Annotated in this window: 19 protein-coding genes and 3 tRNA genes; 14 read left to right on the top strand and 8 right to left on the bottom strand. The window is 66.0% G+C overall.

All coding sequences use genetic code 11. The features are described from left to right. Nucleotides 1-36: 36 nt before the first annotated feature. Nucleotides 37-1233, top strand: coding sequence for a cysteine desulfurase-like protein (locus EV580_RS14130; RefSeq protein ID WP_133691793.1), 1197 nt, complete (start codon nucleotides 37-39; stop codon nucleotides 1231-1233). A gap of 3 nt (nucleotides 1234-1236) precedes the next feature. Here EV580_RS14130 and EV580_RS14125 read toward each other — a convergent pair whose 3' ends face one another. Beyond that, on the bottom strand, nucleotides 1237-2220 hold the full coding sequence (locus EV580_RS14125) for an NAD(P)H-quinone oxidoreductase (RefSeq protein ID WP_133691792.1): 984 nt from the start codon (nucleotides 2218-2220) through the stop codon (nucleotides 1237-1239). Between the two features lie 63 nt (nucleotides 2221-2283). Between EV580_RS14125 and EV580_RS14120 the strand changes: the two genes are divergently transcribed. From EV580_RS14120 to EV580_RS14080, 9 genes are all read left to right on the top strand, one after another. Then, entirely contained in the window at nucleotides 2284-2796 is a 513-nt protein-coding gene (locus tag EV580_RS14120) for a MarR family winged helix-turn-helix transcriptional regulator (protein ID WP_133691791.1), read from the top strand. 18 nt (nucleotides 2797-2814) lie between these two features. After that, nucleotides 2815-2901, top strand: a tRNA-Ser gene (locus EV580_RS14115). A gap of 69 nt (nucleotides 2902-2970) precedes the next feature. Continuing rightward, on the top strand, nucleotides 2971-3417 hold the full coding sequence (gene ureE, locus EV580_RS14110) for an urease accessory protein UreE (RefSeq protein WP_133691790.1): 447 nt from the start codon (nucleotides 2971-2973) through the stop codon (nucleotides 3415-3417). After that, nucleotides 3410-4069: an urease accessory protein UreF gene (locus EV580_RS14105; RefSeq protein WP_133691789.1), complete on the top strand. Its 660-nt coding sequence runs from the start codon at nucleotides 3410-3412 to the stop codon at nucleotides 4067-4069. Before ureE ends, EV580_RS14105 begins: the two co-directional genes overlap by 8 nt. Nucleotides 4070-4079: 10 nt before the next feature. Further along, nucleotides 4080-4667: an urease subunit gamma gene (gene ureA / locus EV580_RS14100; protein ID WP_133691788.1), complete on the top strand. Its 588-nt coding sequence runs from the start codon at nucleotides 4080-4082 to the stop codon at nucleotides 4665-4667. Beyond that, entirely contained in the window at nucleotides 4664-6370 is a 1707-nt protein-coding gene (ureC, locus tag EV580_RS14095; RefSeq protein WP_133691787.1) for an urease subunit alpha, read from the top strand. Before ureA ends, ureC begins: the two co-directional genes overlap by 4 nt. Continuing rightward, nucleotides 6367-6972 (top strand): urease accessory protein UreG, encoded by a 606-nt coding sequence (ureG, locus tag EV580_RS14090; protein ID WP_133691786.1) that lies wholly within the window; start codon nucleotides 6367-6369, stop codon nucleotides 6970-6972. The genes ureC and ureG overlap by 4 nt, the downstream gene beginning before the upstream one ends. Further along, the gene (locus EV580_RS14085; protein WP_353619847.1) at nucleotides 6969-7754 is read left to right on the top strand and encodes an urease accessory protein UreD; all 786 of its coding nucleotides are present in this window, start codon (nucleotides 6969-6971) and stop codon (nucleotides 7752-7754) included. The genes ureG and EV580_RS14085 overlap by 4 nt, the downstream gene beginning before the upstream one ends. Before the next feature lie 170 nt (nucleotides 7755-7924). Further along, nucleotides 7925-8215 (top strand): hypothetical protein, encoded by a 291-nt coding sequence (locus tag EV580_RS14080; RefSeq protein WP_133691785.1) that lies wholly within the window; start codon nucleotides 7925-7927, stop codon nucleotides 8213-8215. 3 nt (nucleotides 8216-8218) lie between these two features. Here EV580_RS14080 and EV580_RS14075 read toward each other — a convergent pair whose 3' ends face one another. The 4 genes from EV580_RS14075 to cysK all read right to left on the bottom strand — a co-directional run bounded on the left by EV580_RS14075 (nucleotide 8219) and on the right by cysK (nucleotide 12148). Then, a complete protein-coding gene (locus tag EV580_RS14075) occupies nucleotides 8219-9043 on the bottom strand; it encodes a crotonase/enoyl-CoA hydratase family protein (protein WP_133691784.1) in 825 nt (274 codons plus the stop codon). Nucleotides 9044-9076: 33 nt separating this feature from the next. Next, nucleotides 9077-10534, bottom strand: coding sequence for an APC family permease (locus EV580_RS14070; protein ID WP_133691783.1), 1458 nt, complete (start codon nucleotides 10532-10534; stop codon nucleotides 9077-9079). An 89-nt stretch (nucleotides 10535-10623) separates the two neighbouring features. After that, nucleotides 10624-11208: a serine O-acetyltransferase EpsC gene (epsC, locus tag EV580_RS14065; RefSeq protein ID WP_133691782.1), complete on the bottom strand. Its 585-nt coding sequence runs from the start codon at nucleotides 11206-11208 to the stop codon at nucleotides 10624-10626. Nucleotides 11209-11212: 4 nt separating this feature from the next. Then, nucleotides 11213-12148 carry a cysteine synthase A gene (gene cysK / locus EV580_RS14060; RefSeq protein WP_133691781.1) on the bottom strand — a complete coding sequence of 312 codons (936 nt, stop codon included), beginning with the start codon at nucleotides 12146-12148 and terminating at the stop codon, nucleotides 11213-11215. A 69-nt stretch (nucleotides 12149-12217) separates the two neighbouring features. Here cysK and EV580_RS14055 point away from each other — a divergent pair, with 69 nt between their 5' ends. After that, the gene (locus EV580_RS14055) at nucleotides 12218-12805 is read left to right on the top strand and encodes a TIGR03086 family metal-binding protein (protein WP_133691780.1); all 588 of its coding nucleotides are present in this window, start codon (nucleotides 12218-12220) and stop codon (nucleotides 12803-12805) included. On the opposite strand, the gene hisC is transcribed toward EV580_RS14055, so the two are convergent. Beyond that, complete coding sequence (gene hisC, locus EV580_RS14050; protein WP_133691779.1) at nucleotides 12795-13853, bottom strand: histidinol-phosphate transaminase; 1059 nt, start codon at nucleotides 13851-13853, stop codon at nucleotides 12795-12797. The genes EV580_RS14055 and hisC overlap by 11 nt on opposite strands. Before the next feature lie 117 nt (nucleotides 13854-13970). Between hisC and EV580_RS14045 the strand changes: the two genes are divergently transcribed. The 3 genes from EV580_RS14045 (at nucleotide 13971) to EV580_RS14035 (ending at nucleotide 15468) form a co-directional block, all read left to right on the top strand. Beyond that, a tRNA-Ser gene (locus tag EV580_RS14045) sits at nucleotides 13971-14059 on the top strand. Between the two features lie 41 nt (nucleotides 14060-14100). After that, nucleotides 14101-14173 (top strand) — tRNA-Arg (locus EV580_RS14040). 311 nt (nucleotides 14174-14484) lie between these two features. Further along, on the top strand, nucleotides 14485-15468 hold the full coding sequence (locus EV580_RS14035) for a GGDEF domain-containing protein (protein WP_133691778.1): 984 nt from the start codon (nucleotides 14485-14487) through the stop codon (nucleotides 15466-15468). Here the strand turns inward: EV580_RS14035 and EV580_RS14030 are convergent. Both EV580_RS14030 and EV580_RS14025 read right to left on the bottom strand, forming a co-directional pair. After that, nucleotides 15460-16914, bottom strand: a complete 1455-nt coding sequence (locus tag EV580_RS14030) for an FAD-dependent oxidoreductase (RefSeq protein WP_133691777.1) — start codon at nucleotides 16912-16914, stop codon at nucleotides 15460-15462. The two genes, EV580_RS14035 and EV580_RS14030, sit on opposite strands and share 9 nt — an antisense overlap. Continuing rightward, nucleotides 16911-17318, bottom strand: a complete 408-nt coding sequence (locus EV580_RS14025; protein WP_133691776.1) for a hypothetical protein — start codon at nucleotides 17316-17318, stop codon at nucleotides 16911-16913. The genes EV580_RS14030 and EV580_RS14025 overlap by 4 nt, the downstream gene beginning before the upstream one ends. Between the last annotated feature and the right edge of the window lie 46 nt (nucleotides 17319-17364).

The raw sequence follows: 17364 nt of genomic DNA, 5'->3' as shown, positions 1-17364 counted from the left end.
CGATCGTGCAATCACCAACGCTTTAAGGTGGTCTCCATGGCATACGACGTCGCCCGGGTGCGTGGGCTGCACCCAGCGCTGGGCGACGGGTGGATGCGCTTCGATGCTCAGGCCGGGATGCTGATCCCCGAGTCGGTCGCGACGACGGTCTCCACCGCGTTCCGTGGTTCGGTACCCAATACGGCCAGTCCCCACCCTTCGGCACGGCGCAGCGTCGCGGTCCTGGAGGCGGCTCGGCAGGCGGTGGCCGACCTCGTCAACGGCGACCCCGGCGGAGTGGTGCTCGGCGCCGACCGGTCGGTGCTGCTGACGTCGCTGGCCGACGCTTCGTCCTCACGGGCCGGGATCGGCTACGAAGTGGTCGTCAGCCGGCTCGATGACGAAGCAAACATCGCGCCGTGGCTGCGCGCCGCCAACCGGTACGGGGCCAAGGTCAAATGGGCCGAGGTCGACATCGAAACCGGTGAGCTGCCGCCGTGGCAGTGGGAGGGTCTGATCACTCCGCCCACCAAGCTGGTGGCGATGACGTCGGCGTCGTCGACGCTGGGCACGATCACCGATGTCGGGGCGGTCACCAAACTGGTGCACGACGTCAGCGGGCTCGTCGTCGTGGACCATTCGGCCGCGGCGCCGTATCAGTTGATGGACATCGACGAGATCGAAGCCGACGTCGTCGCGCTCAATGCGCCGGCGTGGGGTGGTCCGCCGATCGGTGCGCTGGTGTTCCGCAATCCCTCGCTCATCGACAGCTTCGGATCGGTGTCGATGAACCCACATGCCACCGGCCCGGAGCGTCTCGAGTTGGGTGCACATCAGTACGGACTGCTGGCCGGTGTGGTCGCCAGCATCGAATACCTGGCCGGCCTTGACGAGTCGGCGCGCGGCACGCGCCGCGAAAGGCTCGCGCTGTCAATGCAATCCGCGGGTTCGTACCTCGCCGGGCTGTTCGACTATCTGATGGGGTCGCTGCGGTCGCTGCCCCTGGTGATGGTGATCGGGCGGCCCGAGGTACACATCCCGGTAGTCAGTTTCGCCGTCACCGGGGTGCCCGCCGAGCGGGTGGTGCAGCGGTTGGCCGACAACGGAATCCTGGCTGTTTCCAACGCGAGTTCGCGTGTTCTCGACCTGATCGGGGTCAACGACATCGGTGGCGCCGTCACCGTCGGGTTGGCCCATTACTCGACCATGGCCGAGGTCGATCAGCTGGTGCGGGCGCTGGCGTCGCTGGGCTGAAGCTCAGTCCCCGACACTCAACAAGATCTTGCCGGAGGTCTCACCGGAGGCCAGCACCCGATGCGCTTCGGTCGCTTCGGTGATGGGGAAGCGGGCACCGATGATCGGGCGCACCCGGCCGTCGCCGATCATCGGCCACACCGAATCGACGACCGCGTCGACGATGGCGCCCTTGCCGTTTGCGCCGTCGACGGGCCGCCCCCGCAACGATGTGGCGATCACGCTCAACCGCTTTGGGACCATTTTGGCAATGTTCAGTTCGGCTTTGATCCCGCCTTGCATGCCGATGATGACAAGCCGGCCGTCGGGCGCGAGCGCGTCGAGGTTCCGATCCAGGTAGGCCGCGCCCATGATGTCGAAGATGACGTCCGCGCCGCGACCATCGGTGGCATTATTGACGGACGCGACGAAATCCTCGTCGCGGTAGGAGATTTGCGTGTCTGCGCCCAGTTCGGCGCAGAGCTCGAGCTTGGATTTCGAGCCCGCGGTCACCGCGATCCGGTTGCCCAGAGCCTTGGCCACTTGGATCGCGTGCGTGCCGATACCGCTGGCGCCGCCGTGGATAAGGAGCGTTTCGCCGGGTGCCAAGTGTGCCGTCATGACGAGGTTCGACCACACCGTGCACGCGACTTCGGGCAGGGCGGCCGCGTCGTCCACACTCACTCCGGGCGGGAGGGGCATGACCTGCGGGGCGGGCACCGCGACGTACTCCGCGTAGCCGCCACCGGCCAACAGCGCGCAAACCTCTTGTCCGACAGCCCATTCCGACACGTCATCGCCCACGGCGGCGATGACACCGGAGACCTCGAGGCCCAGGATGTCGCTGGCTCCGGGCGGGGGAGGGTAGTGGCCCGCGGCCTGCAACAGGTCGGCGCGATTGACGCCCGCGGTGGTGACCTTGATCAACACCTCGCCGTTTCCTGGTGAAACATCTGGCACCTCGTGCCAATTGAGGCGGTCAGTGGATTCAGCGACGATGGCCAGCATCGGATCAGGTTACTCCCGAGTCATTTCGGCCTCGTACCGCGCTGTGTCGCTTACGATTGCGCTATGGGAGGGATGATTGCGGGGCGGACCGCCAGTGAGATGCCGGGGTTGGACATAGCCGAGCAGAGAGCTTGGCAGAACTTCCTCGACGCGGCACTGCGGCTGTACGGAACACTGAATCGCGGACTCGTCGACAAGCACAAATTGAGTTTGGTCGACGTCCGTCTATTGGAGATATTGGACAACTCGGAAACCGGTGCGGCGCGGATGGGGGATCTGGCCGAACAGCTCATGTCGCTGCCGAGCCGAGTGACACGTCAGATCCGTCGGCTGGAGACCGCGGGCCTGGTGCACCGGGAAGCCAGCCCCGACGACGGACGCGGAGTCTTGGCCGGGATCACCGAGCAAGGACGCGCGGTTGTCGAGGACGCGATGCTGACGTACGCGACGGGTGTCCGGGAGACCTTCCTGGGTCCGCTGTCGCGTCCGCAGATGGCGGCGATGGGGGAGAACTGCCGCCGCATCAGCGCCTCGCTCAAGGGCGGCGGCAACTCGGCCAAGGTCGGCCGCGTCTGAACCGCTACGCTTATCGGCGGTGGCGTGGCAGAGCGGCCTAATGCACTCGCCTTGAAAGCGAGAGACGGCTAACACCGTCCGGGGGTTCAAATCCCTCCGCCACCGCTCTACGGCGTAATCACGACGAAACCGGCACCGAACCTCGGCGACCCCGGGTCGTAGTCAACTAGCGCAATGCGGCTCCTCGACGAGATCGTTGGATGGGCGACGGATCGGGCCGTCGCGCAGCGCCTGCACGAGCTGAGCCATCGTCACGGCCTCGAGAGCATCCATCTCGACATCCACGACCTTCACCGCAGACGGCTGCGGGCGACCTCGGATGCGGGAACCGACTACGCGATCGTGCTGCCGAGGGACAGCGCGCTCGGTGACGGAGCGGTGTTGCTGCTGGAAGCCGACCACGCCGTCGTCGTGCGGGCCGGCGCTCCGCAAACGATGACAGTGCGGGCCAACGATGTCGCGGCCGCGCTGCGCCTCGGGTTTCTCGCCGGTCACCTGCACTGGAAAGTCGACCAGCGCGACGACACCTTCGTGGTCCATCTGGAAGGCCCGCGATCCGAGTACCGCGCACGGATCGCCGACCTGCTCGACAACGGACGGGTCGAGTCGCTTGATGAATGATCTCGATCAGCTACTGGCGGCGATCCGATTCGGTGACAGCGCATTTCCGTCGGGTGGGTTCGCGTTCTCCTCGGGGCTGGAGGGCTCCCACCGCGACGGGCTGGTTCAGGACGAGCACGATGTGTCGGCCTTCCTCGCCGAACAGCTCGAGGGGAACTGGCATCGGCGCGACAGGGTCCTGCTGCGCCGGGCGTGGGCCGCGCCGGATCCCTCGGCCGTGGATCTGTTCGCCGATGCCGTCACGACGATGTCCGTGCTGCGGGAGGCCTCCCGCCGGGCCGGTGCCGCCACCCTTGCCACCTTCGCCGCAGTGATCGACCCGGGGCTCGCCGACTATCGCAGACTGGTGCTCGCTGGAACCGTGCCGGGTCACCTGGCTGTCGTCCAGGCGATCTGCCTGCGCGCCGCAGGGCTGTCCCTCGAGACGGCCGAGGCGGTCGCCGGCTGGCAAGTGATCTCCGGAATCGCCAGCGCCGCAGTACGTCTCGACATCTGCGGCCATCTCGGCGCTCAGCGGGTTGTCGCGGCTGCCAGCCCGCTACTTGTCGAGTTGTTGCGGCGCAGGCCGCCCGAGGAACCCGCCGGGTTCACCGCCTACGCAGACGTCGCGGCTCAGCGCCACCGCGAGGGTGTGCGGTTGTTCGCCAGTTGAAGGAGATCGTGTGAATCTGACACCCACCGAGATGGAACGCCTGCTCGTTTTCAACGCCGCCGAGCTGGCCCGGCGCAACCTGCGCGAAGGTATCCGGCTGAGTCATCCCGAAGCCATCGCCCTGCTGACCGACGAGGTGATGCTCGCGGCGCGCAAGAACATGGCCTACGACGAGGTGATCGACCGCGCCGCAGCAATACTCACCGCCGACCTCTGTGAACCCGGTGTGCCCGACATGGTCCGCATCGTCGCGATCGACGCCCCATTCCCGGACGGAACCAAGCTGGTGACCTTGATCGACCCGATCATCCCCGGGGAGAACGACATCCGCCCCGGTGAGATCATCGTCGGCGATCAGCCGATCGAGTTGTTCCCTGGCGCACCGCGAGTGACGCTGACCGTCGTCAATCGTGGGGACCGGGACATCCAGGTGCGCAGTCAGGCGCACTTCTTCGAGACCAATCCCGCCCTCGAGTTCGACCGGCCCGCAGCGCTCGGCCACAAGCTGGATGTAGCCTCCGGCAGCGGGGTGAGGTTTGAGCCGGGTATCCCCGTCGAGGTCGACCTGGTCCCGATCAACGTGGTGGTGGCGCAATGACATTCATCGACCGGCAGTCTTACGCCCGCATGTTCGGCCCCACCACGGGCGACCGGATCCGCCTCGCCGATTCGGACCTTTTCGTCGAAGTCGAACGGGACTACCTGGTGCCCGGTTATGAGCTGCTCGCGGGTGCGGGCAAGTCGGTGCGCGACGGCGAGGGATACCGCCCGTCGTCGAAGCCGAGCGACGATGCCCTCGACTACGTCATCAGCAACGCTGTCATCGTCGATGCGGTAGCGGGAATCATCAAGGCCGACATCGGGATCCGTGATGGCCGGATCGTCGGGATCGGCAAGGCGGGGAACCCGGATACCATGCCCGGCGTCACGCCGGGAATGGTCGTGGGCACCAGCACCACACCGATCCCGGCCGAAGGCATGATCGTGACGGCCGGTGCCATCGAGACCCACGCTCACTTGATTTCGCCGCAGCAAGTCGAGCATGCACTGTCGACCGGGACGACGACCCTGATTGGCGGGTCACTGGGACCGACGTTCGAAGTCGCCACCGGAAGTCCGCGTAACCTTGGGCTTTTCCTGCAGGCAGGCGAATACACGCCGATGAACTTTGTCGCGTTCGGCCGCGGCTCTTCGGATCCGGCGGCGGTCCTGGAATCGGTGGCCGCGGGCGCCGGGGCGGTGAAGATCCACGAAGATCTGGGAGCGGCACCCGCGGTCATCGACAAGACGCTGCAGGCAGCCGATTCCGCGGACTTCGCGGTGCATCTGCACACCGACTCGATCAACGAGTTCGGGTTCTCGGAACGGACACTGTCGACGATCGATGGCCGGACGATTCACATGTACCACGTGGAAGGCGCGGGCGGCGGGCACGCACCAGACCTGATCCGCTGTGTTGGCTACGAGAACGTCATCCCCGGCACGACCAACCCGACGAATCCCTACACCGTCGCCGGGCTGGACGAAGGCGTGCCGATGACGATGATCGCGCATTTGATGAATTGGGAAGCGCCAGAGGATATTGCGTTCGCCGAAGCCCGGATCCGGCCGCAGACCATGGTGGCCGAGGACTTCCTGCACGATATGGGAGCCATCTCGATCTTCGGCAGCGATACCCAGGGGATGGGCCGCCTTGCCGAAAACATCACCAACTGCTGGCAGCTCGCCGACGTGATGAAGCAGCGCGTCGGCCGGTTGCCGGAGGAGACGACGGTTGCCGCGGACAACGAACGGGTCAAGCGCTATATCGCGAAACTCACCATCAATCCGGCGATTTCGATCGGCGCCGCCGCCCATATCGGTTCTGTCGAGGTGGGCAAGGTCGCCGACCTGGTGATCTGGCAGCCCGCGTTCTTCGGTGTCAAACCCAAAGCGGTACTGAAGAACGGGCTGATCGCCTGGGCGGCACTCGGTGACGCCGCGGGGTCCATCTCGTCGTCGGAGCCGATCATCGCCCGTCCCAACTGGGGAGCGCTTGGCAGCGCCGCCGCCGAACTCGGGTTCGTGTTCATGTCCTCGCTCGCGATCGACGCGGGGGTACCCGACAAGCTCGCTCTGCGGAAGAACGTGCTGCCGATCGCATCGGTACGTGGGTTGCGTAAGAAGGACATGGTGCGCAATGACACCCTTCCACATGTCGAGGTCGATCCCCGCACGTTCGAAGTCCGCGCCGACGGCGCACTACTCACCGCCGAACCGGCTGCCACCGTGGCCTTTTCGCGAAAGTACATGTTGCGATGAAAGCCGCGCGGATCGGTATCGGCGGGCCGGTCGGATCGGGCAAGACCGCCATCATCGAGGCCTTGCTCGTGGGATTCGCACGGCGCGGGCGTTCGATCTCGGTGATCACCAACGATCTGGTCACGGCCGAGGACGCCGAGCGGATCCGCCGCTCCGGGCTGATCGACCCGCTGCGAGTGCGGGCTGTCGAGGCGGGCGGCTGCCCGCACACCGTCATCCGCGAGGACCCGTCGTTGAACATCGCCGCCGCAGACGACCTGGAAGCGGCCTTCCCCGACACCGAGCTGATGCTGCTCGAGTCCGGTGGTGACAACCTCGCGTCGACGTTCTCCCGGGACTTGGTCGACTACTGGATGTTCGTGATCGACGTCGCGGGCGGGGACGACATACCGCGCAAGCGAGGACCCGGCGTCCTGCGGTGTGATCTATTGGTGGTCAACAAGATTGATCTCGCTCCCCATGTATGCGTCGATCTGCCGATGATGCTCGAGGAGGCCAGCGAGGTCCGCGGCGGTCGACCGGTTCTCACCACCAATGCGCGCAGCGGCGAGGGAATCGAAGCGCTGATCGAGATGCTCGAACACGAAGTGTTGTTTGTGTGAGCAGCGGGTGCGGTCATGCCCTGGACCTCAGGTTCGCCAACGTCGGTGCGGGCACCAACCTGATCCGGCGCCGCTACCGGTGGCCGCTGATGATCGGGCGTGTCTTCGCCGACCCGACGCGCACCGGCGTGGGGTCGGTGACGGTGCAGAACTGCGCGGGCACGATCATTCCCGGCGATGTCGTCAAACAGCGGATCGAGGTGGTCGACAACGGGTACGCGGTGGTGCGAGGCCAGGGCGCGACAGTTGTCAGCGGCGTTCCCGGCGGTGAGCCGGCGGTCGAGGACACCCGCCTGGTGGTCGACGCGAGCAGCCGGCTGCTGTTCGACCCGTCACCGCGGATCCTCACTGCGCACGCGCGGTACCGGCAGCGCACGGAGATCAGTGTCGCGCCGGGTGGTCGGGCGCTGGTCGTCGACGCCGTCGTGCTCCATCCCGACCTCACCGACGAGTCATTCGGCTGCTACGAGTCGACCGTCGCCGTCACTGCGCCGGACGGAACTCTTCTCACCAACGACGCTCAGATGCTCGAGACGATGCCCCGGGTCCGCAATGCCCCAACGGCTTTCGGCACCGTCTATCTTGCCGGCGAGTTCGACACTGTGACGGCGGCACTGCCGCGAGATCTTGAATCGCTGAATGTGCTCACCGGTGACAGCCGTGTCCACCTCGCGGTGAGCGACCTGCCCAATGGGGCGGGATGGGCGGTCCGCATGGCCGCTTCGGACGGGGGAACACTGCGGGCGACCATCGCCTCGGTGACCCAGCGCATCTGTCTATGAGCTGTGGACCGGGATCAGGACTTCTGTGGATCACCTTGGGACACGTGCTTTTCGGTGTGCTTCGGGCATACAAAGGATTGAAGGCGTTCGAATAGTTGCCTGGACCATGTGCGATTAGTGGTCCAGGTGGGTGTCGTTACGCGAAAAGATCCTGAAAGGTGCTGGTCAACATGTCCTCCCCCAAGAAGCTTCGGAAAAGCTTGGCTTTGGATAAAAGGTTGCTGGGTACCGTTGTGGGTGGCGGCGCGATCGCCGTACTCGGCCTGTTCGGGCTGACCCATCCGGCTCCGGCGTCGCTAACCCACACCGCGGACTCGGGCGACGAGACGAAATTCCCGGCCTACTCCTCGCCCGCCGTCGCCGGCATGAACATGGGCGCGACGACGACCACTCAGCCCGCTGACGAGCCCACAGCCCTGGCCGTCACGAAAGCTGTACCGGCGATCAAAGCCGGAAAGTAGCGGCTATTCGCCGGTGAATTCCGGCTTGCGCTTGCCGAACATCGCCGAGATGCCCTCGGACAGGTCCTTGGACGGCAGGAACGCCGAGTTCCACGCGGCAACGTAGCGCAGACTGGCCGCCACGTCTGCAGTGCGCTGCTCGTCGAGAACATCCTTGATGCCGCCCGTCACCAGAGGTGAATTCGCGGCGATCTCGGCAGCTGTCTCGTGTGCGGCGGCCAGTGTGGCCTCGGCGTCGGGGTAGACGTCATTGACCAGGCCGATCTTCTCGGCCCGAGCGGCGTCAATGTCCTTGCCGGTCAAGGCCAATTCGCGCAAATGCCCGTCGGACAGGATGTAGGGCAGCCGGGCAAGGCTGCCGACGTCGGCGACGATCGACAGTTTGACCTCGCGCACCGAGAACTTCGCGTCGGCACTGGCGTAGCGGATGTCGACTGCGCTGATCAGGTCGACGCCACCACCGATGCACCAGCCGTGGACCGCGGCAATGGTCGGGGTGCGGCAATCGGCCACCGCGGTGATCGACTGCTGCATTCCCTTGAGCTTGGTGTGGAAGTCCTTGCGCGGGCGGGCCGAGACCTCCGTGGACATCGCTCCGCCGATGGTGTCGCCCATGGCGACCAGGTCCAGGCCGTAGCTGAAGTTGCGGCCCGACCCGGTCAGCACGATCGCCCGCACATCCGGATCGGCGTCGAGGTCGGCGAAGACCACCGGCATTTCGGCCCAGAACTGCGGGCCCATCGCATTGCCCTTGCCCGGCCCGATCAGCGTGACCTGGGCGACGTGGTCCTTGACGTCGACGGTGACGGATTCATACGGCTCGCTCATGACCATGAAGGCTACGGCGCGAGACCGCGGGCGTCACTCGAGGGTCACGTCCGATCGCCGGGCCGCGATGCCGGCGCCCAGTGCGAAGAACGCGACCAGCAGCGCGACCACGCCGATGGCGATGGGTGTCGAGCCACCGACCAGGGTCGGCAGGTTCTGCAGGATCAGTCCGATGGAGATCAGCAGGCCGACCAGGCCGATACCGGGTGCGACGAACGCGCGCCAGGTCGACACCTCGAGCTGACCGGCCCGCTTGCGGCGGGCGAAGAAGGCCAGCACCGCGATCGACGTCGCGATCAGCAGCGTGGTGATGCCGACCGTGGAGATGCCCGCCAGCCAGGTATAGAACTGCGTCACCGGGTCGAGCTTGAACAGGACGCCGATCAGGAGCGCGACGGCGACCACCACCGCGTCGATACCGGAGGCCAGGTGGGGGGAGCCGTGCCGCTCGTGGGCGTCACCGAGCTGGGCCGGGAACACCTTGCGGGTCGACAGCGTGAACACGTAGCGGGCGACGATGTTGTGGAACGACAGGATGCAGGCGAACAGGCTGGTGACGAACAGCACCTGGACGATGTGCAGCCCGACCGCGCCGAGGTATTGCTCGGTGGCACCGGGCAACAGGCCGGAGGGGTCGGCCTGAGCCTGCTCGACGGCCTTGCTGTCGCCGACCGCGCTGATCAGCGCCCACGTCGACACGGTGTAGAAGATACCGATGAGGATGACGGCCAGATAGGTCGCCTTGGGGATGGTGCGCAGCGGGTCGCGAGCCTCGTCGCGGAAGACCGCGGTCGCCTCGAATCCGATGAAGCTCAGGATTGCGAACAGCAGTGCGAGACCCGGTGCACCCGAGACGATTTCGGACGGCGTCACGATGCCCGTCGACAGCCCTTCATGGCCACCGGAGAAGATGACGGCGGCGTCGAGGGCCAGCACGATCGCCACTTCACCGATCAGCAGAACCCCAAGAACGTTGCGGGACAAGTCGATATTGAAATGGCCCAGCGCGGTGACGATCAGGAACGCGATGAATGCCCATATGCCCCAATGGATATCCGGCAGGCCGTAGGAGCTGAACAGCGCCTGGGCGCCCTGGCCGATCAGGCCGTAGACGGCGATTTCCAGGGTCAGGTAGGAGATCAGCGCCACGAAGGCGAAGCCGAATCCCGTTACCCGGCCCAGCCCCTTGCCGATGTAGGAGTAGAACGCGCCCGCATCCGGGACGTAGGGCGTCAGTGCGGTGAACCCGACCGCGAACAGCAGGATGATCACCGTGCTGACGACGAAGATCGCCGGAAAGCCGGTGCCGTTGCCGATTCCGATCCCCAGTGGCACCGGACCGCCGATGACACCCAGTGGTGAGGCGGCGGCCACGACGACGAAGACGATGCCCCAGACACCAAGCGTGCCCCGGAGCTTGCGGTGCGGCCGATCGTCGGCCGTGGCCACTGCAGCCGGAGCGCTGCCGGATTGCTCGATTTGGTTCGACATGATGCCCTTTCGCTGGGATTGCGCCTGCAGACGCTAATCCCGGCCAGGGCCGGAGCAGACAGTTCGGATCAGCTGGATTCGATGGAGCGTCAGATGTACATCGCGGGATCGACGTAAGTCGTCGGATCCACCAACTGCTCCCGCTGCTTCTCGGTGCGGTGGCGCACCACGGCGGGAATGCCGGTGGCGATCGAGTCCGCTGGCACGTCGTGGGTGACGACGGCGTTGGCGCCGATGGCACTGTCGTCGCCAATGACCAAGGGGCCCAAAACTTTTGCGCCAGCGCCGACGACCACCCGGTTGCCGAGTGTGGGATGGCGCTTGCCGTGCTCCAGCGAGCGTCCGCCAAGGGTCACACCGTGGTAGAGCATCACGTCGTCGCCGATCTCGGTGGTCTCGCCGATCACCACGCCCATCCCGTGGTCGATGAAGAAGCGGCGGCCGATGGTGGCGCCGGGATGGATTTCGATGCCGGTGAGAAAGCGGGTCACCTGCGACAGCACTCGCGCGGGCCCGCGCAGCGCGGGCGTGGCCCACAGTCGGTGCGCAAGGCGGTACGACCAGATCGCGTGCAGGCCGGAGTAGACCAGGGCGTTCTCCAGATCGCCGCGCGCGGCCGGGTCATGGCCGCGCGCGTTGGTCAGGTCTTCGCGAACTGTCGACAGCAGCCCCATGAATTCAGTCCCTGATGTGTTCGTAGAGCACGGTGGAGATGTAGCGCTCGCCGAAGTCGCAGACCACCGCGACGATGAGCTTGCCCGCGTTCTCCGGACGCTTGGCGAGTTCCAGTGCCGCCCAGACGATCGCGCCCGACGAGATGCCGCCGAGGATGCCTTCCTGGGTGCCCAGATCCCTGGCCACCTGAACAGCGGCGTCGAGTTCGACGTCGATGATCTCGTCGTAGACCTCACGATCGAGTACCTCGGGAATGAAGTTGGCACCCATGCCCTGGATCTTGTGCGGTCCGGCGACGCCCTCGGTCAGCAGCGGGGAGTCCTTCGGCTCGACCCCGACGATCTGAACGCTAGGCTTGCGCTCCCGCAGGACGTGGCCCACCCCGGTGAGCGTGCCGCCGGTGCCGATACCGGCCACGAAGATGTCGATCTCGCCGTCGGTGTCGGCCCACACCTCTTCGGCCGTGGTCTTCTCGTGGATCGCCGGGTTGGCCGGGTTCGCGAACTGGTTCGCCGAGACCGCGTTGTCGGTCTCGGCGATGATCTGCTTGGCCCGTTCCACCGCGCCGGCCATGCCCTCCGAACCGGGGGTGAGGACGATCTCGGCGCCGTACGCGCGCAGCATGACCCGACGCTCGGTGGACATCGTCTCCGGCATGGTCAGGATCACCTTGTAGCCGCGCGCCGCGCCGACCATCGCCAGCGCGATACCGGTGTTGCCGCTGGTGGCCTCGACGATGGTGCCGCCTGGCTTCAGTTCCCCTGAGGCCTCGGCCGCGTCGATGATCGCAACACCGATCCGGTCCTTGACGCTGTTGGCCGGGTTGTAGAACTCGAGCTTGACCGCGACCTGGGCGTCGAGGCCCTCGGTCAATCGGTTGAGTCGGACCAGCGGCGTACGGCCGATCAGCTCGGTGACGTTGTCATAGATCTTGCCCATGCTGCGCGTCCCTTCTCGGTGTACTCCAACGAACACTATTCTGTCGGCGCCCAGTCGTACGGTTGGGGCATGGCTGACGAACTCACCCCGGGACCGGACGCTCCGCCTGCCGACGAACTAGCCAGTGCCGAGGCGACGCTTCAGGTTCTTCAACACGTCGTCCACGGTATTGCTTCCGATGATTTGAAAAGACAGACGCCGTGCCGTGAGTTCGACGTCGCAGGGCTCACCGATCATCTGCTGAACTCGATCACCCTGCTGGGTGGTGCCGCCGGCGCACAGCTTCCCGAGCGCAACCCCGACGACTCCGTGGAACGGCAGATTGTCGCCGCCGCCCGGCCCGCGCTGGATGCCTGGCACCGGCGCGGGCTGGACGGTACGGTGCCGTTCGGCGCGAATGAGGCGCCCGCGCAATTCATGGCCGCCATCCTGTCGCTTGAATTCCTGGTTCATGCGTGGGATTACGCGTCGGCAATCGGCCGGCAGGTCGACGCACCGGACGCTCTGACCGATTATGTGACGGAACTGGCCCAGCGGATCATCACCCCGGAGGGCAGGGTCAGGGCCGGCTTCGACGATCCGGTCGACGTCGCCGCGCATGCTTCCAAGCTGGACCGGCTTGTGGCATTCACCGGCCGGGTGCCCGTCAGCGGTTAGCGATCCACGCCCTCGCGAATGCCAGGAACGTGTCGTTCTCCTCGGGAGCGCCGATCGTCACCCGGACACCGTCGGTGCCGTAGGGCCGCACCAGTACCCGGGCGTCGGCGGCCTGCTCGACGAAGTCGGGCGTCTGTTCGGGGGACAGCGGCAGCCAGACGAAGTTGGCCTGCGACGGCGGGAAGCTGTAGCCCAGTTCGCTCAGCGCGGCGCAGACCCGGCGGCGCTCGTCGACAACGGCGTCGGTGCGGGCCAGTAGCTCGTCGGCGGCGTTGACCGAGGCGATCGCGGCGGCCTGCGAGACGGTGGTGGCGGTGAAGGGTACGTAGACCTTGCCCAGTGCGGTGATGATGTCGGGGTCGCCGACGGCATAGCCGATACGCAGGCCGGCCAGCCCGTAGGCCTTCGAAAAAGTGCGCAGCACAACGACATTGGGATGGCTGCGGGCCAGTCCGAGACTGTCGGGGAGCATGCCGTCGCGGATGTACTCGACGTAGGCCTCGTCGATGGCGATGAGGATGTCGGACGGTACGGCGGCGACGAAGCGAGCCAGCTCGTCGGGGTCGACGACCGTGGAGGTGGGGTTGTTCGGGTTGCAGACGAAGATCAGCCGGGTGCGGTCGGTGATCGCGGCCAGCATGGCGTCCAGGTCGAAGGTGTAGTCACGCAGTGGCACCTGGACGGCGGTGGCACCGGCGACGCGCACCTGCAGCGGGTAGATCTCGAAGCTGCGCCAGCCGAAGATCACCTCGTCGCCGACCGACGAGGTGATCTGGATGAGTTGCTGGCACAGGCTCACCGACCCGCAGCCCACCGCGATGTGCTCGGGGGCAAAATCGACGTGCTTGGCCAGGTGCTCCTTGAGCTCCACGTAACCGTTGTCGGGGTAGCGGTTGATGGTCTCGGCCGAGGCGGCGATGGCCGCGCGGACGCTGGGCAGCGGCCCGTGCACGGTCTCGTTGCTGGCGAGCTTGATGGCGCCCGGCACCGTCTTACCCGGGGTATAGGCCGGGAGATCGGCCAGCTCGGGGCGCAGACGGGCGGTCATTCGCCCAAGTCTAGGGGGCCACGGGTATCGCTTTGCCACGAGCCGTCGCCGCTGTGTACTCTCATCCATCGGCGGTCCCGGGGCTTGCACCACGCTCCGGTACGCTCAGGTAGTTCAGGAGGCGTGCCAGAGCGGCCGAATGGGACTCACTGCTAATGAGTTGTCCCCCTTACAGGGGACCGGAGGTTCAAATCCTCTCGCCTCCGCCGCGGCTGATTCGTCAGCCACGAACAACTGAATACAGACGGCGCCCGTAGCTCAACGGATAGAGCATCTGACTACGGATCAGAAGGTTAGGGGTTCGAATCCCTTCGGGCGCACTCATATCTCATAGCCACCTCCGCCAGGAGGATCAGTCGGCAGCAACCGTGCGTTCTCGGCAAGATCCGCCATCTGCGTGTGAAAATCCCGCCGAGAGGTATCGCTGGCTAAGCCGAAGGCGTTATTGTCAATTCAAATACATCACTGCGCCGTTTGACTTGAGAGCAACACCTTGCAGGCATCCCTGAGTAGTTTCGCCGGGTTCAGCAGTCATCTGCGCGACTGGTGGAGTGAGCCGGTCGACTACGCCGCGCAGGTGCAGTACTTCACCAAGCGGGCGAAATCGGGACCGATCCAGGTGCTGATCGGGATGGGCACCGGCTTCAACGGCGTGCTGTCGCTACTGATTTTGCTGCCGTCAGCGCGCACCCCGGCGTCGCAGATGGCTGTTGCGGTGTTTGCCTTGCTGCAGCTCTTCTGGGGCTGGGTGTGGTGTTATCGGCCCTGGCCGTCGCGGCAGGTATCGCTTGCGTTCGTAATCTCGGCCGACATCGCGATCGCCGCCGTGGCGGTGCTGGACACCAATTGGTTGTTGGGCTTGTTCGCGTTCAACGCCTTCGCGATGCTCTCGGTGCTGCTGATGTTTTTCGACGGCCCGAAAGTCCTTACTGGGCATATCGTCTGGATATTGCTCGTAACGGCATCGTTTGCCGCTCAAGTGAGTGTTGCGGCGAATGTGGATGCGCTGGGCGTCACCGCAAAGGCGCTCGCGCTGGTGACGCCGGTGGTCGCGACTCCGCTGGGGATTCAGCTCGGAATCTGGGCTCTGCGTAACGATGCCAACGAATCGGTCACCGATCCACTGACGGGCTTGTTGAACCGGCGCGGCCTACACCTGCACATCGGCGAGCTGTTGCGCGAGGCCACACCGATGGATAGCGAAGTGGCCGCGACGGTCGTCGACCTGGACCGCTTCAAAGCGATCAACGACACCTTCGGCCATCCCACCGGCGACGAGGTCTTGATCCGCTGCGCTCGTCGGATAACTTCGGCAGTTCGTAACGGTGCCTTGGTAGCCCGGATCGGCGGTGAGGAATTCGTCGTCGTCGATCTCGCAGGAGCCGGCCACGCGCGGCAGCGCGCGGACGGCATCAGGCATGCGATCGCGGCGCCGGCCGATCACCCGATTACCGCGAGCGTCGGTGTCACCAGTGTTGCCATTGTCAGCTTCGCCGCCGAGGGAGTCGACCCCATCGCGTTGCTCGATTCGATCGTGGAGCGTGCCGACCAAGCGATGTTCGATGCAAAACGTAACGGCGGCAACGCAACGGTCCACATCGCGCATTCAGTGTGAATGCAGCGACTCCGCAGTCGGTAACCACTGCGCCAGCACGTCGCGCCAGCCGTCGTCGGTCGAGGACCCCGTCCACGCGATGTAGCCGTCGGGGCGCACCAGCACCGCGGGGCCGTCGTCGGTGCGCTCGGCCTGCAGCACCCCCGAGACCTCGACGGGCGCGGCCTTGCGCTCGCGGATCAACACGAACCACGGGGTGCGCTGCAAGTCGGTCAGCCGGTCGTCGGTGAGTGGTATCTGAGTGGCCCTGGTGCCGACGAGCCCGCGCCGCCCGTAGCGCAGGCCGGTGCCCGCGAAGCTGCCCGCCACCGCGTCGCGCACGAACGGAACGCCAAGTAGTCTGGGCGCCAACAGGTTTCGCAGAGCTCGCGCGATCCGCGGATGCAGCGTGACCCCGCGCGCCATCAGACCCGACTGTCTCAGCACCCGTCGGCCGATCGGGTGCCGCTCCTGCTGGTACGTGTCGAGCAGACTGTCGTCGGCACCCCCGAGGACCGCACCGAGCTTCCAGGCGAGGTTGACCGCGTCCTGGATTCCGGTGTTCATGCCTTGCCCGCCCATCGGGGAATGCACATGCGCGGCGTCCCCGGCCAGGAACACCCGACCGTGCCGATACTGCTCGACTTGCCTTTCGTCGCAATGGAATCGGGACTTCCAGCTGATCTCGCGCACACCCATGTCCGTCTGCATCGCGCGGTTCAGGACATCGGTCACCTCGGCGGATTCCACCGGCTCGCTGTCGGGCACCTGATGGTCGCGGTCCCACACCATCGCGCGGTACCACGAGCCGTCGGCGTCGCCGCGACCGTAGGGCGCCAGGAACCCGAACACCTTCCTGGTGCTGCCCAGCTTCAGCCCACCGGCCGGCCCGTTGGCCAGCTTCACGTCGGCCAACACCAACGATGACAGCACCGTCTTGCCTGCGAACTCCGCACCGACGAGTGTGCGCACCGTGCTGCGCGAGCCGTCGGCGCCGATCACGTACTTGGCTCGCCAGCTGCTGACCAGGCCGTCACCGCCATGCGCCCGCGCGGCGACGGTCACCCCGTCTGCGTCCTGCACCAGATCCACGACCTCGAGCCCGCGACGGATATCGGCGCCGTGGGCTTCGGCATAGCTGGCCAACTCCGCGTCGACATTGGTCTGCGGCGTGATCAGCACGAACCGGTAGGGCGAATCCAGGTGGGTCAGATCGATTCGGGCGCCGCCGAAGATCGAGACCCGCGGCGCCTGCTGGCCCCTCCTCAGCAAGTCGTCTGCGAGCCCACGGGCATCGAGCACCTCCAACGTGCGGGCCATCACCGCGAACGCCCGGCTGGACGGGTTGGTGGTGGCCCAGCGCTCCAGCACGGTCACCGAGCGGCCGGCTCGGGCCAAATCGCCGGCGGCGATCAGCCCGGTCGGACCGGCCCCGACCACCAGAACGTCGACGTCGTGATCAGTCATCGGACCTCTCCTTCGGGATCGGGGTACCAGCGCCGGATGTCGTCGGGTGTGGCCTTGGCCGCCTGGTTGAACACGAACCGGCATCCCGGCTGGCTGACGTGGGCGGCATTGAGGATCGACTCGAAGAGCAGGGTGTTGTTCGCGACCAGACGCACCCCGGCGCCGATCAGCACCGCGTCGTAGCGCTTCGCGTCCAGCCACCGCCGGGCTTTCTCGGCGCCGGCCTCGCCGAATTCGATCAGGCAGTTGTCGACCTGGTAGCCGGCGGTCCGCAACGAGGCGACGTTCTCGTCGTTGGCGGCCCGCAATGCGTCTTTCGACAGCCCGCGGAACTGGGCGAAGTCTGGCGACGCGAAGTCGATGACGTCGGGATCGAGGCCGATCTGAATGGCGGTAACAGTCATGGCGGGCACCTCATCAACAGTTGTTGAATTCGACGCTAGGCCGGGG

This window comes from Mycobacterium sp. BK086 (assembly GCA_004362315.1).
In the GTDB taxonomy this organism is placed as follows: Bacteria; Actinomycetota; Actinomycetes; order Mycobacteriales; family Mycobacteriaceae; genus Mycobacterium.
Note: the sequence above shows the minus strand (reverse complement) of the source record. Positions and strands in the feature narration are given on the sequence as shown.